This window comes from Marinomonas pontica, from assembly GCF_026191375.1.
GTDB lineage: Bacteria > Pseudomonadota > Gammaproteobacteria > Pseudomonadales > Marinomonadaceae > Marinomonas > Marinomonas pontica.
The window spans coordinates 1-19,801 of the sequence record NZ_JAODTL010000036.1; the positions used below are offsets into that span (position 1 = coordinate 1).

At 43.6% G+C, this 19,801-nt stretch carries 16 protein-coding genes; 4 read left to right on the forward strand and 12 right to left on the reverse strand.

The features are described 5' to 3' along the window. Positions 1-304 precede the first annotated feature (304 nt). On the forward strand, positions 305-1,558 hold the full coding sequence (locus N5P32_RS08615) for an MFS transporter (RefSeq protein ID WP_265728681.1): 1,254 nt from the start codon (positions 305-307) through the stop codon (positions 1,556-1,558). A 34-nt stretch (positions 1,559-1,592) separates the two neighbouring features. On the opposite strand, the gene N5P32_RS08620 is transcribed toward N5P32_RS08615, so the two are convergent. From N5P32_RS08620 to gap, 6 genes are all read right to left on the reverse strand, one after another. Next, complete coding sequence (locus N5P32_RS08620; protein WP_265728682.1) at positions 1,593-2,066, reverse strand: Lrp/AsnC family transcriptional regulator; 474 nt, start codon at positions 2,064-2,066, stop codon at positions 1,593-1,595. A 262-nt stretch (positions 2,067-2,328) separates the two neighbouring features. Beyond that, on the reverse strand, positions 2,329-3,393 hold the full coding sequence (purK, locus tag N5P32_RS08625; protein ID WP_265728683.1) for a 5-(carboxyamino)imidazole ribonucleotide synthase: 1,065 nt from the start codon (positions 3,391-3,393) through the stop codon (positions 2,329-2,331). A 3-nt stretch (positions 3,394-3,396) separates the two neighbouring features. Continuing rightward, positions 3,397-3,888 carry a 5-(carboxyamino)imidazole ribonucleotide mutase gene (gene purE / locus N5P32_RS08630; RefSeq protein ID WP_265728684.1) on the reverse strand — a complete coding sequence of 164 codons (492 nt, stop codon included), beginning with the start codon at positions 3,886-3,888 and terminating at the stop codon, positions 3,397-3,399. 202 nt (positions 3,889-4,090) lie between these two features. Next, entirely contained in the window at positions 4,091-4,561 is a 471-nt protein-coding gene (locus N5P32_RS08635; protein ID WP_265728685.1) for a methylglyoxal synthase, read from the reverse strand. A gap of 6 nt (positions 4,562-4,567) precedes the next feature. After that, positions 4,568-6,016 carry a pyruvate kinase gene (gene pyk, locus N5P32_RS08640; RefSeq protein WP_265728686.1) on the reverse strand — a complete coding sequence of 483 codons (1,449 nt, stop codon included), beginning with the start codon at positions 6,014-6,016 and terminating at the stop codon, positions 4,568-4,570. A gap of 81 nt (positions 6,017-6,097) precedes the next feature. Next, positions 6,098-7,111 carry a type I glyceraldehyde-3-phosphate dehydrogenase gene (gap, locus tag N5P32_RS08645; RefSeq protein ID WP_265728687.1) on the reverse strand — a complete coding sequence of 338 codons (1,014 nt, stop codon included), beginning with the start codon at positions 7,109-7,111 and terminating at the stop codon, positions 6,098-6,100. A gap of 381 nt (positions 7,112-7,492) precedes the next feature. On the opposite strand from gap, the gene edd reads away from it, so the two are divergent. Then, positions 7,493-9,307, forward strand: a complete 1,815-nt coding sequence (gene edd / locus N5P32_RS08650; RefSeq protein WP_265728688.1) for a phosphogluconate dehydratase — start codon at positions 7,493-7,495, stop codon at positions 9,305-9,307. On the opposite strand, the gene N5P32_RS08655 is transcribed toward edd, so the two are convergent. The 3 genes from N5P32_RS08655 to hexR all read right to left on the reverse strand — a co-directional run bounded on the left by N5P32_RS08655 (position 9,304) and on the right by hexR (position 12,346). Next, on the reverse strand, positions 9,304-9,570 hold the full coding sequence (locus tag N5P32_RS08655) for a hypothetical protein (RefSeq protein ID WP_265728689.1): 267 nt from the start codon (positions 9,568-9,570) through the stop codon (positions 9,304-9,306). The two genes, edd and N5P32_RS08655, sit on opposite strands and share 4 nt — an antisense overlap. A gap of 62 nt (positions 9,571-9,632) precedes the next feature. Further along, positions 9,633-11,129 carry a sodium/proline symporter PutP gene (putP, locus tag N5P32_RS08660; RefSeq protein WP_265728690.1) on the reverse strand — a complete coding sequence of 499 codons (1,497 nt, stop codon included), beginning with the start codon at positions 11,127-11,129 and terminating at the stop codon, positions 9,633-9,635. Between the two features lie 350 nt (positions 11,130-11,479). Next, a complete protein-coding gene (hexR, locus tag N5P32_RS08665; protein WP_265728691.1) occupies positions 11,480-12,346 on the reverse strand; it encodes a transcriptional regulator HexR in 867 nt (288 codons plus the stop codon). 89 nt (positions 12,347-12,435) lie between these two features. Between hexR and N5P32_RS08670 the strand changes: the two genes are divergently transcribed. Continuing rightward, complete coding sequence (locus N5P32_RS08670) at positions 12,436-13,338, forward strand: phosphotransferase (RefSeq protein ID WP_265728692.1); 903 nt, start codon at positions 12,436-12,438, stop codon at positions 13,336-13,338. 9 nt (positions 13,339-13,347) lie between these two features. Next, complete coding sequence (ung, locus tag N5P32_RS08675) at positions 13,348-14,070, forward strand: uracil-DNA glycosylase (RefSeq protein WP_265728693.1); 723 nt, start codon at positions 13,348-13,350, stop codon at positions 14,068-14,070. 132 nt (positions 14,071-14,202) lie between these two features. Here the strand turns inward: ung and ygfZ are convergent, their stop codons facing one another. From ygfZ to N5P32_RS08690, 3 genes are all read right to left on the reverse strand, one after another. Beyond that, on the reverse strand, positions 14,203-15,117 hold the full coding sequence (gene ygfZ, locus N5P32_RS08680) for a CAF17-like 4Fe-4S cluster assembly/insertion protein YgfZ (RefSeq protein ID WP_265728694.1): 915 nt from the start codon (positions 15,115-15,117) through the stop codon (positions 14,203-14,205). 106 nt (positions 15,118-15,223) lie between these two features. Continuing rightward, complete coding sequence (locus tag N5P32_RS08685; protein ID WP_265728695.1) at positions 15,224-16,231, reverse strand: response regulator; 1,008 nt, start codon at positions 16,229-16,231, stop codon at positions 15,224-15,226. Then, positions 16,228-19,593, reverse strand: coding sequence for a PAS domain S-box protein (locus N5P32_RS08690; protein ID WP_265728696.1), 3,366 nt, complete (start codon positions 19,591-19,593; stop codon positions 16,228-16,230). Before N5P32_RS08690 ends, N5P32_RS08685 begins: the two co-directional genes overlap by 4 nt. Positions 19,594-19,801 lie beyond the last annotated feature (208 nt).

Below are 19,801 nucleotides of genomic sequence, written 5' to 3' on the forward strand. Positions count from 1 at the left end.
ACACCGTCGCCGAGGGCAGTCCCACGAGGATAAGCATCCCACAAGGGGATAAGCATCCCACAAAGGGATAAATACATAGGGCGCTTTATAACAGACAAGCATGTGAAAATAGATCATCATCAAGCTTTATATTTAGAAAGCCCTGATAGGTTATCCTGTCAGGGCTTTTTTTCGTTATGGGCAGTCGGGGTCTTGGACTTTCCATTGGGCTAACATCATGGTCATTTCAAATTGTTAGATTATTAATGACCTAATTTCATGTTTTAGATATAAAATCTAATAACTAAACAGGGGGATTTTTAGCTTGAGCACCAATAGGCATCATAATGAAGAAAAGCAAAAGACGGATAAAAGAAATATCTATAAATTAGTTTTTTCCCAGTTTTTAATTAATTTAGGGGATGTTCTCATTAATCCCAAAGTAACTTTGCCATGGCTGTTGAGTAGTGTTGGTGCTCCGTTATTTCTATTGGGTTGGCTCGTGCCCATTCGGGAGTCTGGGTCACTGTTACCTCAAGTCCTTATTGCTCATTTCATGTATGGTTTAAAAAGAAGAAAGTGGGTGTGGATTCTAGGTAGCATAGTGCAATCTCTCTGTGTGGTTGTAATTGGCATTGCCGCCTTGGTATTAGAGGGTGCAAGTGCTGGCTGGGTAATAGTAGGGACGTTAATCGTATTTAGCATAGCGAGAGGTTTGAACTCTGTTGCATCGAAAGATGTCCTTGGAAAAACAGTTATTAAAAGCAAGCGTGGCAGAGTGACAGGCTGGGCTTCTAGCGCATCTGGATTTATTACTGTGGTTGCTGCATCTGCGATATTGTTTTTTTTCGATCAGCTGCAGGAGAATGTTAACTTTTATATCATTGGAATTGCAGCGGCTACCTTTATTTGGTTGTTTGCAGCCTTGGTTTATTCTTTTATTAAAGAGCCTTTAACTGAGGTTCATGAAAAAGCTTCTAGTTTATCGGCTATTTTGAAAGAGTTTAGATTGTTGAAAAACGACCCTGTTTTTCGTCGATTTGTCATCGCTCGTTCTTTGCTTCTGTGTGCGGCATTAAGTGCCCCTTATTATGTTCTGATCGCTCAAGGGCTTACTAATAGCTCTGTGCTCACTTTGGGCATTTTTGTGTTGGTTAGTGGCTTGGCTTCTTTGTTGTCTTCTCCTTTCTGGGGAATGTTTTCAGATTATTCTAGTCGAAAGGTAATGCTAATTTCATCTCTATTGAGTGCTTGTATAGGTGTTATCTTATTCGCCAGTGTGAGATATGAGTTTAATGCTTCCATAATTGAATGGATTATTCCTATTTTATATTTTTTGCTTAGTGTCGCACATCAGGGCATTCGAATTGGTAGAAAAACGTATTTAATTAATTTAGGTGAAGGGAACAAGCGGACAAGTTATGTGGCTGTCAGTAATACTGTCATTGGGTTTATTTTATTAGTAATGAGTAGTGTGAGCTTACTTAGCTATGCTCTTTCATTTGAAATGTTGGTGATAATATTTTCATCAATTACTTTTGTAGGTGTTGTTATGGTAATGCGTTTACCTGAGACCTGAAGCGACACTTGGTGCCGCTTTATTGTATTTAGGGTTAATTCGGTAAGGGGATTAAGGGCGCGTGTTTTACTCTGTTTAGGACAACAGTGGAAGTAAGATCTCTTACACAGGGATGGTTGGAGAGGGATTCACTTAAAAATACGGAAAGGGAAGGCAAATCCTCACTGATCACTCTTAACCAATAGTCTGCTTCCCCACTGACAGAATAACATTCTAATACTTGCGGAATCGCATCAATAGCTTGTTTGAACTCTTTGTCAGCGTGTTTAACGCTTTTTTCTAGAGTGACGCTGACGAATGCTGTAATTTGAAAACCAAGCTCGCTAGCGTTAAGTTGAGTAAAGTAGGCTTCAATTAGGTTATTCTGTTCTAGTCTTTGTAATCGTCTTGAGCATTGTGATGGCGATAAGTTAACTTGCTCTGAAAGTGCAACGTTACTGAGTCTTGCGTTGCTTTGTAATGCTTTTAATAATCGCCAATCATAGCTATCTAGTTCAATGTGACTCATTCAAGGTTCCTTATTCAGCATCTAGAATATGCTGTTATTTTTATATTAACCACGCCGTTTTTAGCCAGATCAATTAGAATAAGGTGTTTTTTAAAGTAAACAAGTTCAAAAACATTAAATTTGCGTTTTTTTAAACATTTATTTGCACGTTTTGTGCTTTTGATGATGTTTCGAAGAGCGGTTGTTGTGATTCGGCTAAGTTGATACAAAAATGCCGCACATCAAATTGACAGCGGCATTGGCATTCGTCTTGTTAGGCTGCTTACTTCGGTAAATTTTGAGCGAGCCAATCAAGCGCTTCTGGATAAGGTGCTGGTAATTTCAATGCTGCTAGGGCTGTTTGAAGTAATTCCAAATTACCAGAGCAAAAGTTTAGATGACCGACCTTTCTACCTGGACGAACTTCTTTCTTATACCAATACAGCTCAAGATCTTGGATGTTAAGCCATTGGTAATCTAAGTCCACACCAATTAGATTGACCATCATGCTCTGGTTTTTAATTTCAGCTACGGCTAACGGGAGCCCTGTTACAGCTCTTACATGATTTTCAAATTGGCAAACACTCGCGCCTGCTTGTGTCCAATGCCCACTATTATGAACGCGGGGAGCAAGTTCATTGATAAGTAAGTCATCGCCAACACGGAAGCACTCCATTGCCATGACACCTACATAGTCCAATGCATCCATTAGCTTGCTCAGCATGGCTTCCGCTTTATTTTGTAACGGCTTTAGTCTCTCAAGTGGGGAGATAGAAGCGTACAAAATACCATTGATATGAAGGTTAAGTGTTAATGGGTAAAAATGTGTTTCACCATCTCTTCCTCGTACACCGACGATCGACACTTCTTCATCAAAATTAATGGCTTGTTCAGCAATTGCATATCCTTTCCAGTCTTCAGGAATGTCGATATTTTCAGATTGCTTTAACCAATATTGACCTTTGCCATCGTAGCCACCACGACGACGTTTTAATAAGACGCGTTCGCCTAAGGTTTTATGCGCTGTTGTCGCGGTAGAGTCTGCTTCAACTGGAAACCATGGCGCTGTAGCCAATTCTAAACGATCAAGCCATTGCTTTTGCGTTAGTCGGTCAGCAAGTTGTGGGAAGGTAGAAAGGTTCACGAAGTTGTTGTGGGTTGCTAATTGTTTGGTTGCAACGGTTTCAGGCCACTCTTCTCTTTCGGCTGTTACAATATCAGTTGGTTGTAATGCTAATGTGTCCGTTGACTCTATATCAACAGGGCGTACATCAATGCCTAGGGGCGTTCCCGCTTGTTTTAGCATAGCGCCCAATTGTCCTGCTCCCAATACCCATAAAACTGACATTGATTAACCCTCTCTTGGATCTGGGTTCGACAGAACCGTTTCGGTTTGATTGGTTCTGAAGTCTTCGATTTTTTGAGCAAGCTCTGGATTTGTGATTGCTAAGATTTGGCATGCTAATAAACCTGCGTTAAAAGCACCTGCAGTGCCAATTGCTAGGGTTCCAACGGCAACCCCTTTTGGCATTTGTGCAATCGACAACAAGCTGTCCATGCCATTTAGAGCTTTGCTTTGAACCGGAACGCCAAGTACAGGTAGGCGAGTATGAGCCGCAACCATGCCTGGCAAATGTGCAGCACCGCCAGCACCACCGATAATGACTTTAAAACCGTTTTCTACTGCACTTTCAGAAAACTCTGCAAGTTTTGCTGGTGTCCGGTGTGCGGAAACCACTTCAACGTGATAGCTGACACCAAGGATATCCATAATTTCAGCTGCACCTTCCATAGTGGCCCAGTCGCTTTTTGAACCCATTATTAGGGCAACATCTGCTTGCAAAATAACTCTCCTATAGGTGGTATTCAACGTGGTGTTTAGGGGTAGTAGCGCTGAATATAGTCAGTAAATTGGAACTCTTAACGTTCGGCCTATCGTATTTTAAGAGAACAATAATTGGCGGCTAATATAGCCGATTTTGACAGAAACAGCGAGCCTTGAGGTAGGTAGAAGTGTTTGCGCTGCAATGAAAACAAAAGAGCGACTAAAGTCGCTCTTGAAGGTATTTATCGTAATCGGGTACTTGCCGTTCAAATTCACTTTCAAACAATGGAGATGAAACCAGAAAGTTAGCTGAAGAAACACTACAAGCAATCGGAATATTCCAAACTGCAGCGACACGAAGCAGGGCTTTTATATCAGGATCATGAGGCATAGGTTCAAACGGATCCCAGAAAAAAATCAATACATCAATTTTACCTTCGGCAATCAGCCCGCCCAGCTGCTGATCCCCTCCAAGGGGACCGCTGATTAAAGACTGAACGGGAACATTTAATTGCTTGTGCAATAAGTTACCGGTAGTGCCCGTTGCCATTAGATTATGTTTGATGAGTTTGTTTTTGTGCTTATCGGCCCACTCGATCAATGCTGGCTTCATATTGTCATGAGCCACCAGAGCGACATTTTTTCGCTCTGGTGTCGTGATGGTTTTTTGTTGCAAGGTTTTACTTTTCACCGTGATTTATTCCTCGGTTGCACCGACTTTTACCACTTTCATCATGTTGGTTGTACCATAGCTTACTAAATGGTCGCCTTTGGTCACAATGACAAGGTCGCCATCTTTGATAAGTCTAAGTGATTTAACGTGATCGACTAAACCAGCCACAATCGTATCGACATTGAATTCCTGAGAGGAGAACGCAACAGGCGTAACGCCGCGATAAAGATTCACTTTGTTCAGGGTTGCTTGATTGGGTGATAAAGCATAAATCGGTAATCCAGAACTAATGCGTGACATAAGCAATGGTGTTGTACCAGATTCAGTTAAACTGATGATCGCTTTTACGCCTTCCAAGTGGTTAGCAGCGTACATTGCAGACATGGCGATCGTTTCATCAATGCTCGTGAAAGTCACATCGATACGATGCTTAGAACGATTGATTGCAGGTTGCTTTTCAGCGCCCAAACAAACGCGGTTCATGGTTTTGATTACTTCTTCAGGATACGCACCCGCTGCCGTTTCAGCAGAAAGCATGACCGCATCCGTGCCATCTAGAACAGCGTTGGCGACGTCAAATACTTCTGCGCGAGTTGGCATCGCGCTGGTGATCATCGTTTCCATCATTTGAGTTGCCGTAATGACGGGGCGGTTTAGCTGACGGCAGCGCTTGATCATGTGTTTTTGTACACCTATCAATTCTGCATCACCAATTTCTACACCTAGATCACCACGAGCCACCATAACAGCGTCAGAGGCAAGGATAATGGCATCCAGTGTTTCATTGTCTGCAACAGCTTCTGCACGTTCAACTTTGGATACAATGCCCGCTTTAAGGCCTGCAGCCTCCGCTAATGCACGAGCTTCGTGTAAATCTTCTGCGCTGCGCGGAAATGACACCGCAAGGTAATCAGCGTTTAAGGCTGCGGCAGTTTTAATGTCTTCTCGGTCTTTATCGGTAAGCGCTGCAGCAGATAATCCGCCGCCTTGACGGTTAATGCCTTTGTTGTTGGATAAAGCGCCACCAACAATCACCTTGGTAATCACTTCTTGGCCTTTTACTTCTAGTACTTCAAGAACAACTCGTCCATCATCAAGCAGCAGGACATTTCCTGGTTGAGAGTCTTGAGCTAATTGCGGGTAATCAATACCAACGCGAGTTTCGTCACCGTTGTTTTTGTCAAAGCCGACATCAAGAATAAAAGTGGCGCCATCTATCAGCTCAACCTTTGTATTCTTGAAACGTGCGATACGGATTTTTGGACCTTGTAAGTCACCTAGAATGGCGACGTGACGATTATTCTTTTTCGCCATCTCACGGACCACTTCTGCGCGGTTTATGTGATCTTCTGGTTGACCGTGAGAGAAATTCAAGCGGAAAACGTTAGCGCCAGCTAAAATCAGTTTTTCGATCATTTCTGGTGAGCTGGAAGCGGGACCTAATGTGGCAACAATTTTAGTTCTACGAGTCATTTTAAATACCAAAGATTAGAAAGCGTGAAGTGAAGTATAAGAGACGACGAAGGCTGCGTCAGCAGCCTTCGTGTATTTTGACTATTTCGCAGTCATTAATGCGATTGTATTGTCGAGCATTCGATTCGAGAAGCCCCATTCGTTATCGTACCAAGCCATTACTTTGACTAATTTACCTTGTACACGAGTTTGCGTCGCATCGAAGTTAGACGTATAGGCATTGTGATTAAAGTCTGTAGAAACCAATGGCTCATAGTTTACATGCAACACTTGAGCAAGAATTGGGTCTGCTTTAATCGCGTCTTCAATGATGCCGTTAATCTCTTCAACCGTTGTTTCGCGAGGTGCTAAGAAAGTTAAGTCAACAAGGGATACGTTGATTGTAGGGACTCGAACAGATAAGCCGTCAAACTTGCCAACCAATGCTGGGATAACAAGGCCAACAGCTGCTGCAGCGCCTGTTTTGCTTGGGATCATATTCATCGCAGCAGCGCGGGCACGGTAAAGATCTTCGTGATATACGTCTGACAGGCGCTGATCATTTGTGTATGCGTGAATGGTTGTCATCAAGCCACTTTCAATACCTAACTTTTCGCTTAATGGTTTTGCGAAGGGTGCAAGGCAGTTAGTAGTACAAGAAGCGTTGGAAATCACGGTCATTTCAGAAGTAAGTACATCTTGGTTAACACCGTATACAACAGTGGCGTCCACTTCTTTGCCCGGTGCAGAAATAATCACTTTTTTAGCGCCGGCAGAAATGTGAGCACTGGCTTTTTCTTTTGTAGTAAAAAAGCCGGTGCATTCATAAACAACATCGATGCCTAGTTCAGCCCATGGAAGGTCAGCTGGATTGCGTTCAGAGAAAGTGCGGATTTTGTCTTGATTGATGTAAAGCGCTTCTTCATCAAAGGTGACTTCTTCACTAAAACGACCGTGTACGGTGTCATATTTCGTTAAATGAGCGTTGGTTTTTGAGTCGCCTAGATCATTGATCGCAACAATTTGGATTTGATCACGCTTCCCAGACTCGTATAGGGCTCTAAGCGTATTGCGTCCAATGCGTCCATAACCGTTGATAGCTACTTTAATTGTCATACTCACCTCTAAATAGTGCGAAAGATGCAGGGTGTTCGAATTCGAACATTCCGCGTTCAATATTGTTCTTTGACGTAAAAATACTACATAAGTAATTTTTTAAGCAAGGATTAGTAACAAATTCCTTACAATATGGCTATATTTTGATCAGTAAATGATCTTTGATTGATATTGTACAGATTTATATTACAAACGTTAGCGTATTTTAGCGGAAATAATTGGAATTTCGAATCCTTTATGTAAAAAAATTACAAAATGACGTTATTTTATTCATTTAAATTGCCTTTAAGGCGTGAAATAAATTAAAAATGTAGTAATATTACATAAAATTATCATGTCAGTCTGGTTACTGAGATAACTGAATTAAAAACGGAGAGAAGCATGAATCCGATTGTTGCTAAGGTAACGAACGACATTATTGAGCGAAGCAAGGTACTGCGTGCGCAATACCTTAAAGATATGAAGAAAGCGCAAGAACAAGGTCCGCATCGAGGCAAATTGTCATGCGGTAATCTGGCTCATGGTTTTGCGGCATGCCAACCTCAAGAAAAGCAAAAACTTACATTAATGGAAGAAGCCAACATTGGTATTGTGTCTTCTTACAATGACATGCTTTCTGCGCATCAGCCTTATGAAGCGTATCCAGATCAAATTCGTTCTGCAGTGAAAGAAATGGGCTCTGTTGCGCAGTTTGCAGGCGGCGTTCCCGCTATGTGTGATGGTGTAACACAAGGGCAAGACGGTATGGAGCTGAGCTTATTCAGCCGTGATAATATCGCACAAGGCGCAGCCATTGCTCTTTCTCATAACATGTTTGATGCGGCTATTTATCTTGGTATCTGCGACAAAATTGTACCGGGTCTGTTGATCGCCGCGTTACGCTTTGGCCATTTGCCTGCGCTGTTTATTCCCGCTGGTCCGATGCGTTCTGGAATTACTAATGCCGCCAAGGCGGCTGTTCGCCAGCGTTATGCGCAAGGGCAGGCCACTCGTGAAGAATTGCTTGAGGCAGAATCGGCGTCTTACCACAGTGCAGGAACTTGCACCTTTTACGGTACGGCAAATTCCAACCAATTATTGGTTGAGATCATGGGGCTTCAGCTTCCGGGTTCATCTTTTGTCAATCCAGATGATCCATTACGGGGAGCGTTGACAAAATACGCTTCGCAACTGTCTACTAAAATCACGGCTCTTGGCCGAGATTACCGACCTTTATACGAAATAGTGGATGAGCGTAGCATTGTTAACTCAATTGTTGGCTTGTTAGCGACGGGCGGTTCAACCAATCATACGATGCACATTGTGGCTTATGCGCGTTCTGCCGGCATCATTGTGACGTGGGACGATTTTTCTGCGTTATCTAAAGTCGTGCCATCATTGACTAAAATTTACCCGAATGGTCAAGCTGATATTAATCATTTTCACGCCGCCGGTGGTATGGCATTTTTGGTTAAGCAGTTACTAAAAGGAGGGTTGTTGCATGAAGATGTGAATACCATCGTTGGTAAGGGGTTAACGCACTATACCAAAGAGCCTTTCTTAGATGGTGATAACCTAGTATGGCGTGATGGTACGGATGAAAGCTTAGATATGGATGTTGTGCGTCCTATCGACAATCCGTTTAGCAAGGAAGGCGGCTTGGCTTTGCTGAAAGGCAACCTTGGTCGTTCAGTCATTAAAGTTTCTGCAGTGAAGGAAGAAAACCGCATTATCGAAGCGCCGGCCGTTGTTTTCCATAGTCAGAATGCCTTAGCAGATGCCATCGCCAGTGGTGAGTTGAAGCGTGATTGTGTTGCTGTTGTCCGTTTTCAAGGGCCAAAAGCGCTAGGTATGCCAGAGCTTCATAAACTGACACCGTATCTTGGTAACTTACAAGATCAAGGTTACCGAGTGGCATTGGTGACAGATGGTCGTATGTCTGGTGCCTCCGGTAAAGTGCCTGCGGCGATTCATTTGACGCCTGAAGCATTGGCAGGCGGTCTGATCGCTAAAATCCAAGACGGCGATATGGTTCGTTTGGATGCGGTTGAAGGGACGCTATCGGTATTGATTTCAGACGAAGAGCTGAATAATCGCGAAGCGGCGCAGCAAGACTTAACAGATTCCCATCAAGGCATGGGGCGTGAATTATTTAGCGCACAACGCATATTGGTGAGTGGCGCAGAACAGGGCGCTTGTAGTCTATTTAATGATTAAACCTTTCCTCTGACTACTAACAGTTTTGTTAGTAAATGGTGTTTAGGGGCTTGTTTCAAGCCCCATTTTTTTGTCCAAAATTTCCTTTCCTTTCCTTTCCTTTCCTTTCCTTTCCTTTCCTTTCCTTTCCTTTCCTTTCCTTTCCTTTCCTTTCCTTTCCTTTCCTTTCCTTTCCTTTCCTTTCCTGTTTTTTCTGTTTTTTCTGATTTTTCTCGGTGTTTGGTTGTTGTTATTTGTCGTGCTTCTTTTGATTCTGGACTCAAAAAAAGCCCAGATCGAAATTCGATCTGGGCCTTGTGTTCCATCAACTCAAAGAGTCGATGAATTAATCCATTGTATGAAGCGCTTTTTCGTACTCATCAAAAGATTCTGTCACGGATGTTTCAGGTTTTCCTGTCGTCAAGCTAACAACAAAAATGGCAAGCGTTGATAGGATGAAGCCTGGGACGATTTCGTATAGATCGAAAAGACCGCCACTTAGCTGTTTCCAAACAACCACTGTTACGCCACCGATAATGATGCCCGCCAGTGCGCCATTGCGGTTCATGTTACGCCAGAACAAACTGAGTAGAATGGCTGGACCAAAAGCGGCACCAAAGCCTGCCCAAGCGTATGACACTAGGCCAAGTACTGAGCTCTCAGGATTAAGTGCTAGCAATAGAGCGATGATAGAAATCGCAACCACGGCAAAGCGGCCAACATTTACGATTTGTTTCTGAGTAGCTTTTTTATTGAACAGCTGTTTGTAAAAATCTTCAGCTAGTGCAGAAGATGACACCAATAGTTGAGAATCTGCAGTACTCATGATTGCAGCAAGAATGGCCGCTAGTAAGATGCCTGCAACCACTGGGTGGAAGACCGCATTGACTAAGATCATGAAGATTTTTTCGGGGTCTGCTAGGTTGCCGGCAAGATTGCTGTCAACGAAGTTCAAACCAACCAGACCAATCAGCAACGCGCCAATCATGGAAATCATTGTCCATACAACGGCGATACGACGAGCTGTTTTGATGTCTTTGTTTGAACGAGACGCTTTAAAGCGCGCTAGGATGTGTGGTTGACCGAAGTAACCCAATCCCCAAGCAACAAGAGAAACGATGGCAATAGCGCTAAGTGGCTCGCCACTGACATTAGTCCAGATATTCAAAAGCTCTGGGTTCTTGTTCATCAAGGTAGTGGAAAGGTCAGACCAGCCACCATCGATAGCAATAACAGGCACGATGACCAATGCTGCGCTCATCATTAAACCTTGTACAAGGTCAGTCCAAGCAACAGCAAGGAAACCACCGAACAATGTGTAAGACACAACACACACTGTGCCTATGATCACTGCGTAGGTGTAATCTAAACCGAAAACGGTTTCAAACAGTTTGCCACCAGCCACTAAGCCAGAACTTGTGTAGAACAAGAAGAACAGCAAAATGAACAAGGCGGAAATAGTTTGAATTAGCTTAGACTTATCGTTGAAACGTGTGGATAAGAAGTCTGGTAACGTCAGTGCATTGTTTGCTTTGATACTGTAAGTACGTAGGCGTTTTGCACAAATCAGCCAGTTTAACCATGTACCAACCAACAGACCGCCTGCGATCCAAACCGCTTCTAGGCCAGCTGCAAATGCGTAGCCTGGTAGACCGAGCAATAGCCAACCACTCATGTCTGATGCGCCGGCTGAAAGCGCGGTAGGCCAAGGCCCTAAAGAGCGTCCGCCAAGAAAGTAATCTTCAGAGCTGGAAGTACGTTTATAAGCGTATAGCCCAATTCCTAGCATAACGACTAGATAGGCTAGGAATGTAAGGCTGATCGCATAACTGCTTTCTATCATTGTTATTGTCCCCTAGTTAGAAAAAAATTGATGAAAAGACCTTAGATAAATTAGGTCATTTATCGGTGTTCCGAAATGTTGTCACTTTAAAAGTGTTTTCGAGATGGTCATTGATGTCAGAGGTAAAAATTAATCACATGGTAGTAAATAGAATGGATCGTATTTTGACATATCGCAAGACTCGCGCCGATTCTAAGTGGCTAGGGTAAGATAATCTTTCAAAATACTCTGACAAAGTTGCAAAAAAATCTGATTTTTGCGTTGAGTCTACGGATTTTGTTAAATATTTAGGAATTTTCGTGATGCAATGTAAAGAAGCAAGGCGCAATAGCATGCGCCTTGTGGGTACGTTATTTCTTTTCTATTTTCGGTAAGCGAGTATCTTGGACACTTTGTTTTAGCTTTTTAAGGTGAGCGTTGAATTCTGGTCCACGTTTTAAAAGCACACCTGTTGCTAATGCGTCAATCAGTGTCAAATAGACAATGCGCGAGCTCATTGGGGTGTAAATATCAGTGTCTTCCGTCTCTTCAATTGGTAGAACAATGGAACAATGTTCAGTCAAAGGAGAATCGGGGTTCGTGATGCCGATAACCGATGCGCCGGTAGCTCTTGCAACCCGTGCGGTTTCAATCAGTGGTAGCGTTCTCCCGGTATAGGAAATCACCACAATAGCGTCACCAGAGTGAGCGCCTGCTGCCGCCATACGCTGTACCAATATGTCGGTATAAGCCACCACTGGCATGTTTAGACGGAAAAATTTATGGTGTGCGTCTTTCGCAACGGGGCCAGATGCGCCCAAACCATAAAATTCAATGCGTCGAGCTTGAGCAAGAACATCAACGGCGCGACTGATTAACGATTCAGGTAAAATTTCCTGAGCGCGCGTTAAATTGTTTTTTGCCGCCTCGAAAATTTTGGCTGTGACCGCTCCTGGCGCATCGTCAGGTTCCACATTCAAGTTCACATAAGGCGTGCCAGTCGCAAGGCTTTGAGCAAGTGAAACCTTAAAGTCCGGAAAACCACTGCCGATTAGACTGCGGCAAAAGCGGTTAACGGTTGGTTCACTCACTTCCGCTCTAGCGGCCAATTTTGCAATACTTGAGTGGATGGTGGTTTTCGGGTCGGCAAGAATCGCTTCCGCAACTTTTCGTTCGGATTTGCTTAATGTGCTCAGTCGTTCTTGGATTTTACGAATAATGTCTTCGTGTTTATTCATTGATCTGCTTCAAAGTTGTCTATTGACTCGGATGGTTCAGTTGTCCATTCTGACAGCGACTTCTAATTCTGGCAATAAAATGATGAAAAATGACTGAATTATCTAAGTATTTCGCAAATATGGCTGGCATTTTACCAGCAACAGAAAAGCTTGAAATCACTTTGTTTGAGGAGGGGTTTTCAAATCAAGTGTACTTGATTCGATGGGATCACGTTTCTCGTTTGGTACTGCGTGTCCCCGTCATTGATAACGGCGTTTTTTACATTAATCGTTGCGAAGAGATCGCCACGTTAAAAAGTGCGGCAACACTTGGTTTGTCGCCTGCCGTGATGTGGCATGATCAAAAAGGGGCGGTGGCTTGCCAATTTGTTTCTCAACCCTCATTGGATTGGTCGATTATCCATAAAAATAGAGACATCCCAAGAATAGCGGGTGCACTGGCAGCGGCTCACCGGTCATTGCCAATCGGAAAACACCAATACGCCGTGTTTGATGTGATTCAACATTACTTGCAAGAAATATTGATCCGTTGTCACTGCGATACTGCGGTGGTGGACGAGTATAATTACCTCTTGACCAAGTTTAACCAATTAACACCGCCGGACGCTGTTTTAGCGACCGCGCTTTGTCATAATGACTTAAATCCCAAAAATATCCTTATGGATGATGAACAGCTATGGCTGATTGACTGGGAATATTCTGGGGCAGGAGATCCATTGTTTGATTTGGCCGTGGTGGTTAAATCCCACAATTTGGATGATCGACAAACCTTGCTGCTTTTAGAGTCGTATCAAAAGGGGTTGGCTCAGCCACAAACCCATGTGGCGCTTCAGGAATATGTTAAAGCCTACGGGTTAAGGGAGATGGCGTGGTTGCTATTAAAGTATGCCGTCAACCCGAATGACGTATTGTCGTTGCAGTATTATTATGAATTTAAAGCCACGCCTTCATTAAACCCTTTCCATTCAGTAGAACCACGGACCACAGCATAAGAGAAGTAAATGATCGAAACATTAGGTGATTGGGATGCGCATTTAGCCGATGAGTTTAATAAGTCGTATATGCAATCCCTACAGGCATTTTTAGAGTCAGAGCGTGCTACAAAAACGATTTACCCTGATTCGTCCGAGTATTTTTCGGCGTTAATAGCCACTCCGTTTCACAAGGTTAAAGTGGTGATTCTTGGGCAAGACCCTTATCACGGAGCGGGTCAGGCGCACGGCTTATCGTTTTCGGTTAAACCGGGAGTGAAAGTCCCACCATCACTGGTGAATATTTATAAAGAATTGAATGCAGACTTAAACATAGCGCCAGTGGATCACGGGTATTTATTGTCTTGGGCTGAACAAGGCGTGTTACTACTAAACAGTGTTTTGACAGTAGAGGCCAGTAAAGCGGGATCCCATCAGGACAAAGGCTGGGAGGCGTTCACGGATAAAATCATTGAGGTAATTAACCAAGAACATGATGGCGTTGTGTTTATGTTATGGGGGGCATACGCTCAGAAAAAAGGCCGTCATATTGATCGTGATCGGCATTGTGTTTTGGAAAGTGTGCATCCTTCCCCCTTATCGGCTTACCGCGGCTTTTTAGGAAGTCGTCCTTTTTCAAGGGCGAATCAGTACTTGTTGAGTATTGGTAAGACGTCTATTGATTGGAGGTTATCGCCGATAGACGATGAAATAACAGAGAACGCGACCTCGCAAATTCATCTGCCGTTTTAGATGTGCGTGCTGCGAATATTTTAAAGGGTTTATCCCTTTTAAAAAGTGAAAAACCATAGGCCTTATATTGCGCTATGGTTTTTCCATAGAAGCTATAACTCTAGTGAAAAATGAGCGGTATAGTTCGCGTTTCTACTTCTTAGTCTCCAGTGAGTAGGGAAGCGGAAGTAATGTGACGACGTGGTTGTCTAACGAGAGTGTTTCTGTTTCGTTTGGCTCGATGTTTAAAATAATTTGAGCAAAGTGGGTCGATTGGATAGCGGCGACCGCAAAAACTTGGCCGACACTTTTCCCTTGCGCATCGGTAATATCTTTTGTTGTATCGAGCAATCCGTCCCAGGTCACCAAAGCCAATTGTTTTTTGGACTTCCCTTTATACTGCATGCGCGCCACGATCTCCTGCCCCGTGTAACAGCCTTTAGTGAAACTGATTCCCCCTGTGCTTTGCATGTTTAGCCATTGCGGAAGAATGGTTTCACTTTGTTCTAGATAAATTAAAGGTCGAGCGTCAAGAATGGACAGAGCAGATAAGTGAGCATTTTGTTCTGTGAGGTTTGCTGACTCTGATTCGACGATGTGCCATTGCATGACTAACGGTTTTTGGCACAGTGTAAGAGTGACGCCATTTTTACTTTGTGTCGTATCGAACCGTTCAGGATGGTTGGAAGGCTGAGCTTCATTTTGTGCTGAAAAAGAAGCATAAACCGTCATCTTATCTTGGGTGTCGATGAGCTCAGTCTTGAAAAAAACCGCGTATTTTTTTAGGTGCAATGTGGTTTTTTCGACTAGGTCTTTTGCCATCAGCATCAAAATGTCTTCATTATATTGCACCAGATAAAAGTTCGTAATAATACGGCCTTTGATGCTGCAAATAGCGCCATAAAGTCCAGAGTCTGGTGTTAACTTATTAATGTCACAGGTAATTTGCCCTTGGAGAAATTTCTTAGCGTCCACACCTGTTACCCGTAAAACGCCCAAATGTTGCTGTTTGACGACGACATCATTGTTTAGCAGTATTGGGTTTATAATATCTTGAAGCGAAGTCATAAAGCGTTCCATAGGTAGAGTGAGCAAAAATGCGCATTGCATTCTATAAGTGTGGCTTATTTGTAATGGCTATTTTTGCATTTTCAATAGACAAGTGAGAATGATTTTATTTTTTCATTGTTTCTGCGAACTTGGCTTTGATGTCCAGTAGTTTGGGTAATTCTTGCAGGAGTAAGGGAGGAAGCGCAGGGTCAAAGTGTTTCCCACTCTGCTCTTGAATGTAGTTTATTGCTTCTTCGGTTGACCACGCTTTTTTGTATGGGCGCTCACTGGTCAGCGCATCAAACACATCGACTAATGCCACAATCCGGCCTTCTATTGGAATCTCTTCACCCACTAGGCCGTTAGGATACCCCGTGCCATCCCATTTTTCATGGTGGGTAATGGCAACTGAATGAGCCAGTTCAATCAAATGAGAACTTGGGTCTGACAGAATCTCGGCGCCGATCTGCGCGTGTGTCTTCATCACCTCGTATTCTTCTGCGGTAAGCTTTCCGGGCTTTAGAAGAATATTGTCAGCGATCCCGATTTTCCCGATGTCGTGCATCGGAGCGGCCATCATTAAGTCATCGGCAGATTCTTCACAAAAACCATACGCCAGTGCAATAACTTTGGCATAGCGGCTCATGCGCTGAACATGCATCCCCGTTTCATTGTCTTTGTATTCGGCCGCGCGCCCCAGTCTTTGTATTAGATCGATGTGGGTATTTAGCAGCTCATCCGCCCGTATCAATGAAAGGTGAGTTTTTACCCTGGCCAGCACGATAGCGGGCACAATGGGTTTTACAATGTAGTCCACCGCACCAATTTCAAAGCCTTTTTCTTCGTCCACACTGTCTTTTAATGCGGTGACAAAAATCACTGGAATGTGCGCGGTTTTGGGGTTTTGTTTTAGACGCTTACAGACTTCGAGGCCAGTCATTTCTGGCATCATGATGTCGAGTAAAATGAGGTCGACCGCTTCTTTTTCCACGAGCTTGAGCGCATCTTGCCCTGAGCGAGCAAAGGACAATCGGTATCTGGCGGCCTGCAGGACTTGCCTAAGTACTCTTAAATTGGATGGTTCATCGTCAACTAATAGGATGCGAGGGGCGGGTTTCGTTCCGATTCTCATGCATTTGCCTCCTGCAAAAGCTGTGCTTTTAAGTTGTGTAGACATACGACGGCGTGGTCAAAATCAAAGTTAGTAATGGATTGGCTGATTTCGATTGCTTGTGCTTTTTGCTCTTTAGGAGCGCCAGCGACCAGTTGATCGATCGTATCGTCATCAACTTCATAGGATTCGGCCGCGCTAATAAGTGTGTCTAATAACGATAATAGCCTGTCATTTGTCAGCACAGTGTGCGTTGCCGGGGCATTGACGTCGTCGGCTGTTTGGTTGTTTTCAATAAGCTGCTGAAGTTCTTCTAGAAAAAGCGCGAGTTGCGTTTTTAGTATTTGAACATGACTTTGGCAATGTTGGTCGTCTTTCGTCTCTGCTGTACGCTCGATAACCGCCATAGTGTTTGATATCGGAATCATTGCCAAGTTACCGGAGGTGCCTTTTACGGCGTGTGCTAAGGCGTGAAGTTGAGTGTAATCTTGACTGGACAAAAGCAAAGACAGTTTTTCGCTTAGGCTGGTATTTTGTGTGGCAAAAGTAGACAGTTCATTAAGGTAGATAGACATATCACCCCATAAAGAAAGTCCTTTCTTTATGTGAATTTGTAAGTCTTGATGACTTTGGGACGTGATGTCGGGCCCTAGCGGCTCTAGTTCCACAGGCGCTTCATTTAGGACTCTTGCCATTTCCCCTATTAATACTTGTATATCGATTGGCTTATTAGCAAAGCCGTCCATCCCTGCTTGTTGCGCGTCTAACTTGTCTTCTATCAGTACGTTTGCCGTTAATGCGATGATCGGAGTGTGCTCTAAGCCGTTTTCTTTTTCATAGCTACGAATGATTTGCGTGGCAGTTAAACCATCCATGTTGGGCATTTGAATGTCCATTAGAATGATGTCCGGCTTAATGGACTTGAATTGTTCTACGGCCGTGAGGCCATCTTTTGCAAAGAAAATCGCGTGCCCATAGCGCTTGAGTAATAATGTCAACAGCGTTAAGTTTTGTTCTACGTCGTCAGCTAGCAAAATTTTCTTAGGCGAAATTGTCGAAACCTGCGCCGTTTTTTGTTGCGGTTGATGGTTTGATTCTTTTAGCGGTAAATCGAAAACAAAGCGGCTACCAATGCCCATGTCACTTTCTACAAAAATGTGACCGCCCATCAAGGTGACTAGCTGTTTTGAAATGCTGGTGCCCAACCCGGTACCGCCAAAACGGCGACTCATGGACGCATCGGCTTGGGTGAATGGATCAAAAATACTGTCTAAGCGTTCTTTAGGTATGCCAATCCCGGTATCCTGAACAATAAAGCGAATATGGCCGTTGGGTTGTTTTGATACGGTTAACGTCACATTTCCCTTCTCGGTAAATTTGATGGCATTACCCAAAATGTTCATCAAAACTTGTCGGATTCTGTCTTCAGCCCCCAAATATGCGTTTGCGACTTCAGGTTCAATTTGGAAATTGAGCTCCAAGCCTTTGCTTCTTGCCTGAAGCCAGAGAGTAGATATGACGGTATCGACCATGTTGGCCAATAAAAAAGCTCGCATGTCTAATTCGAGTTTGTTTTTTTCCAGCTTGGCACTGTCGAGTATGTCGTTCAGCAAGTGCAACAAAGAGCGCGCCGATTTACTGATAGTAACGAGGTGTTGTTTGTTGTCACCAGAGATATCAGATTCTAACAAGACGTCAGAAAAACCAATGATGGCGTTCATTGGGGTGCGTATTTCGTGGCTCATGTTTGCGAGGAAAGAGGCTTTACTTTCGGCTGAGGCTTCTGCTTTTACTTTTGCTAAGCGTAGCTCGTCTTCCATTTTTACACGTTGTGAAATGTCTAAAATAACGCCATCAATCCACTCCGGTGTACCGTCTTCGGCATGAATAACCGAGCCATTTTCCAATACCCAAACATAGTGTCCTTCTTTATGCTGTAAACGGTATTCAATCTTGTAAGTCTTGCGCTCGCTGGCGGCGAGATTGATGGCCAGTGTACAGGCGTCAATGTCTTCAGGATGAACCAATCTGGCGAAGGAAATCGTTTTGTTATAAAAGTCTGTGGTTTCCCAACCTGATACTTCGTGAATGGCATCACTGACAAATAAGGTTGTCCAATGCTCGTCCATCAGACAACGAAAAGAGGCGCCTGGAATATTTTTGATAAGCGAGCTGTATTGCTTTTCACTTTTCTTGATGGTTTCTTCGAGTGCTTTTCGGGTAGAAATGTCTGTGATAAAGCCAACAAACAGCGTTTCCTCATTTTTAATATCGACACGGCCAATGCCCAGGCGAATCGGGAACACGTGGCCATCTTTATTGACTGCGCATACTTCACGATCCGTTCCGGTTAGGCTGACCTCTCCTGTGTCACGGAATTTTTTTAAAGACAGCGTAAATTCATCCACGTATTTCTGAGGGAATAAGACACCAAACGATTGATTAATAATGTCTTCTTCTTCCCAACCAAAAATAGCGGTAGCCGCGTTGTTGAATTCTTTAATAATACCGTGGCTATCGATAGTGATAATGCCATCAACGGCCGTGTCCAATGTGGTTTTCAGGCGTTGTTCACTGGCTGTTTTTTCTTGCAATAATTGACGGTAGCGTAGCTGGGAAGCAATATTGGCGGCTAAAATCGACAGCAATAAGGTGATGGTAGCGACGACAAATGAGATGTAATCGTTGGTGTTTTCTTGCATGTGGGACATGGTCATGTCCCCTGAAGAAATGAATCGCGCGCCAGCCATGCCTGCGTAATGCATCCCCGCAATGGCAGACCCCATGATAAGGGCGCTGATCAAGCTGACGATTTTAGGGTCCAGTCCAGTCCAGATTTTTCTAACGTAGTACTGCGTGGATAGAGCGATGAATGCCAACACGACTGCGATAACAATAGACAGTATGAACCAAGTCGGATCGTATCGTAAATCAACGTCCATTTGCATCGCTTCCATACCAACGTAATGCATGGCGCCAATCCCGCCTCCGACAAGTACGCCGTTAACGAAAAGTTCCCAGAGGCTTAAATGGGGTTTGATGAGCCTCTTTAACGTTAAATAGGATGCAATGACGGCAGGAATTAACGAGATGGCAGTCAGTAAAGGGTCGTAAGAAACCCCATGCCCCATATTAAATGCGAGCATGCCAACAAAATGCATACTCCAGATGCCGCCCGCCATAATGAAAGCGCCAGACACCAAGGCGATAGTTTTGTATTTTTGGATGACAATATGTTGTGCAATCGACGCGAAATGTAAGGCAAAAAAAGAAGCACTAGCAGCCAAAAAGATAGACAGAAGAACAAGTAGGTAGTTGTAGTTACCCATGGCGAGTTGGTTGTGATCTATCTGGGTAACAAAAAAACTATTTAACCATTGCATTAAATTTACGTTCTACCTTTGAAACTGTATGTAAAAAATCACATTCTAAAATGAGAATGTGATCCTACGAAATCACCTAAACTAACCATTTTTATTCTCTGATTGTACTAAAAAGGCCAATTCTTCAAATTATATTGACTCTTATCGCTATTGTTTCGAGTATGGAAAAGTACGGTTTAATTGGTTATAGCATGCCATATAAAAAAAC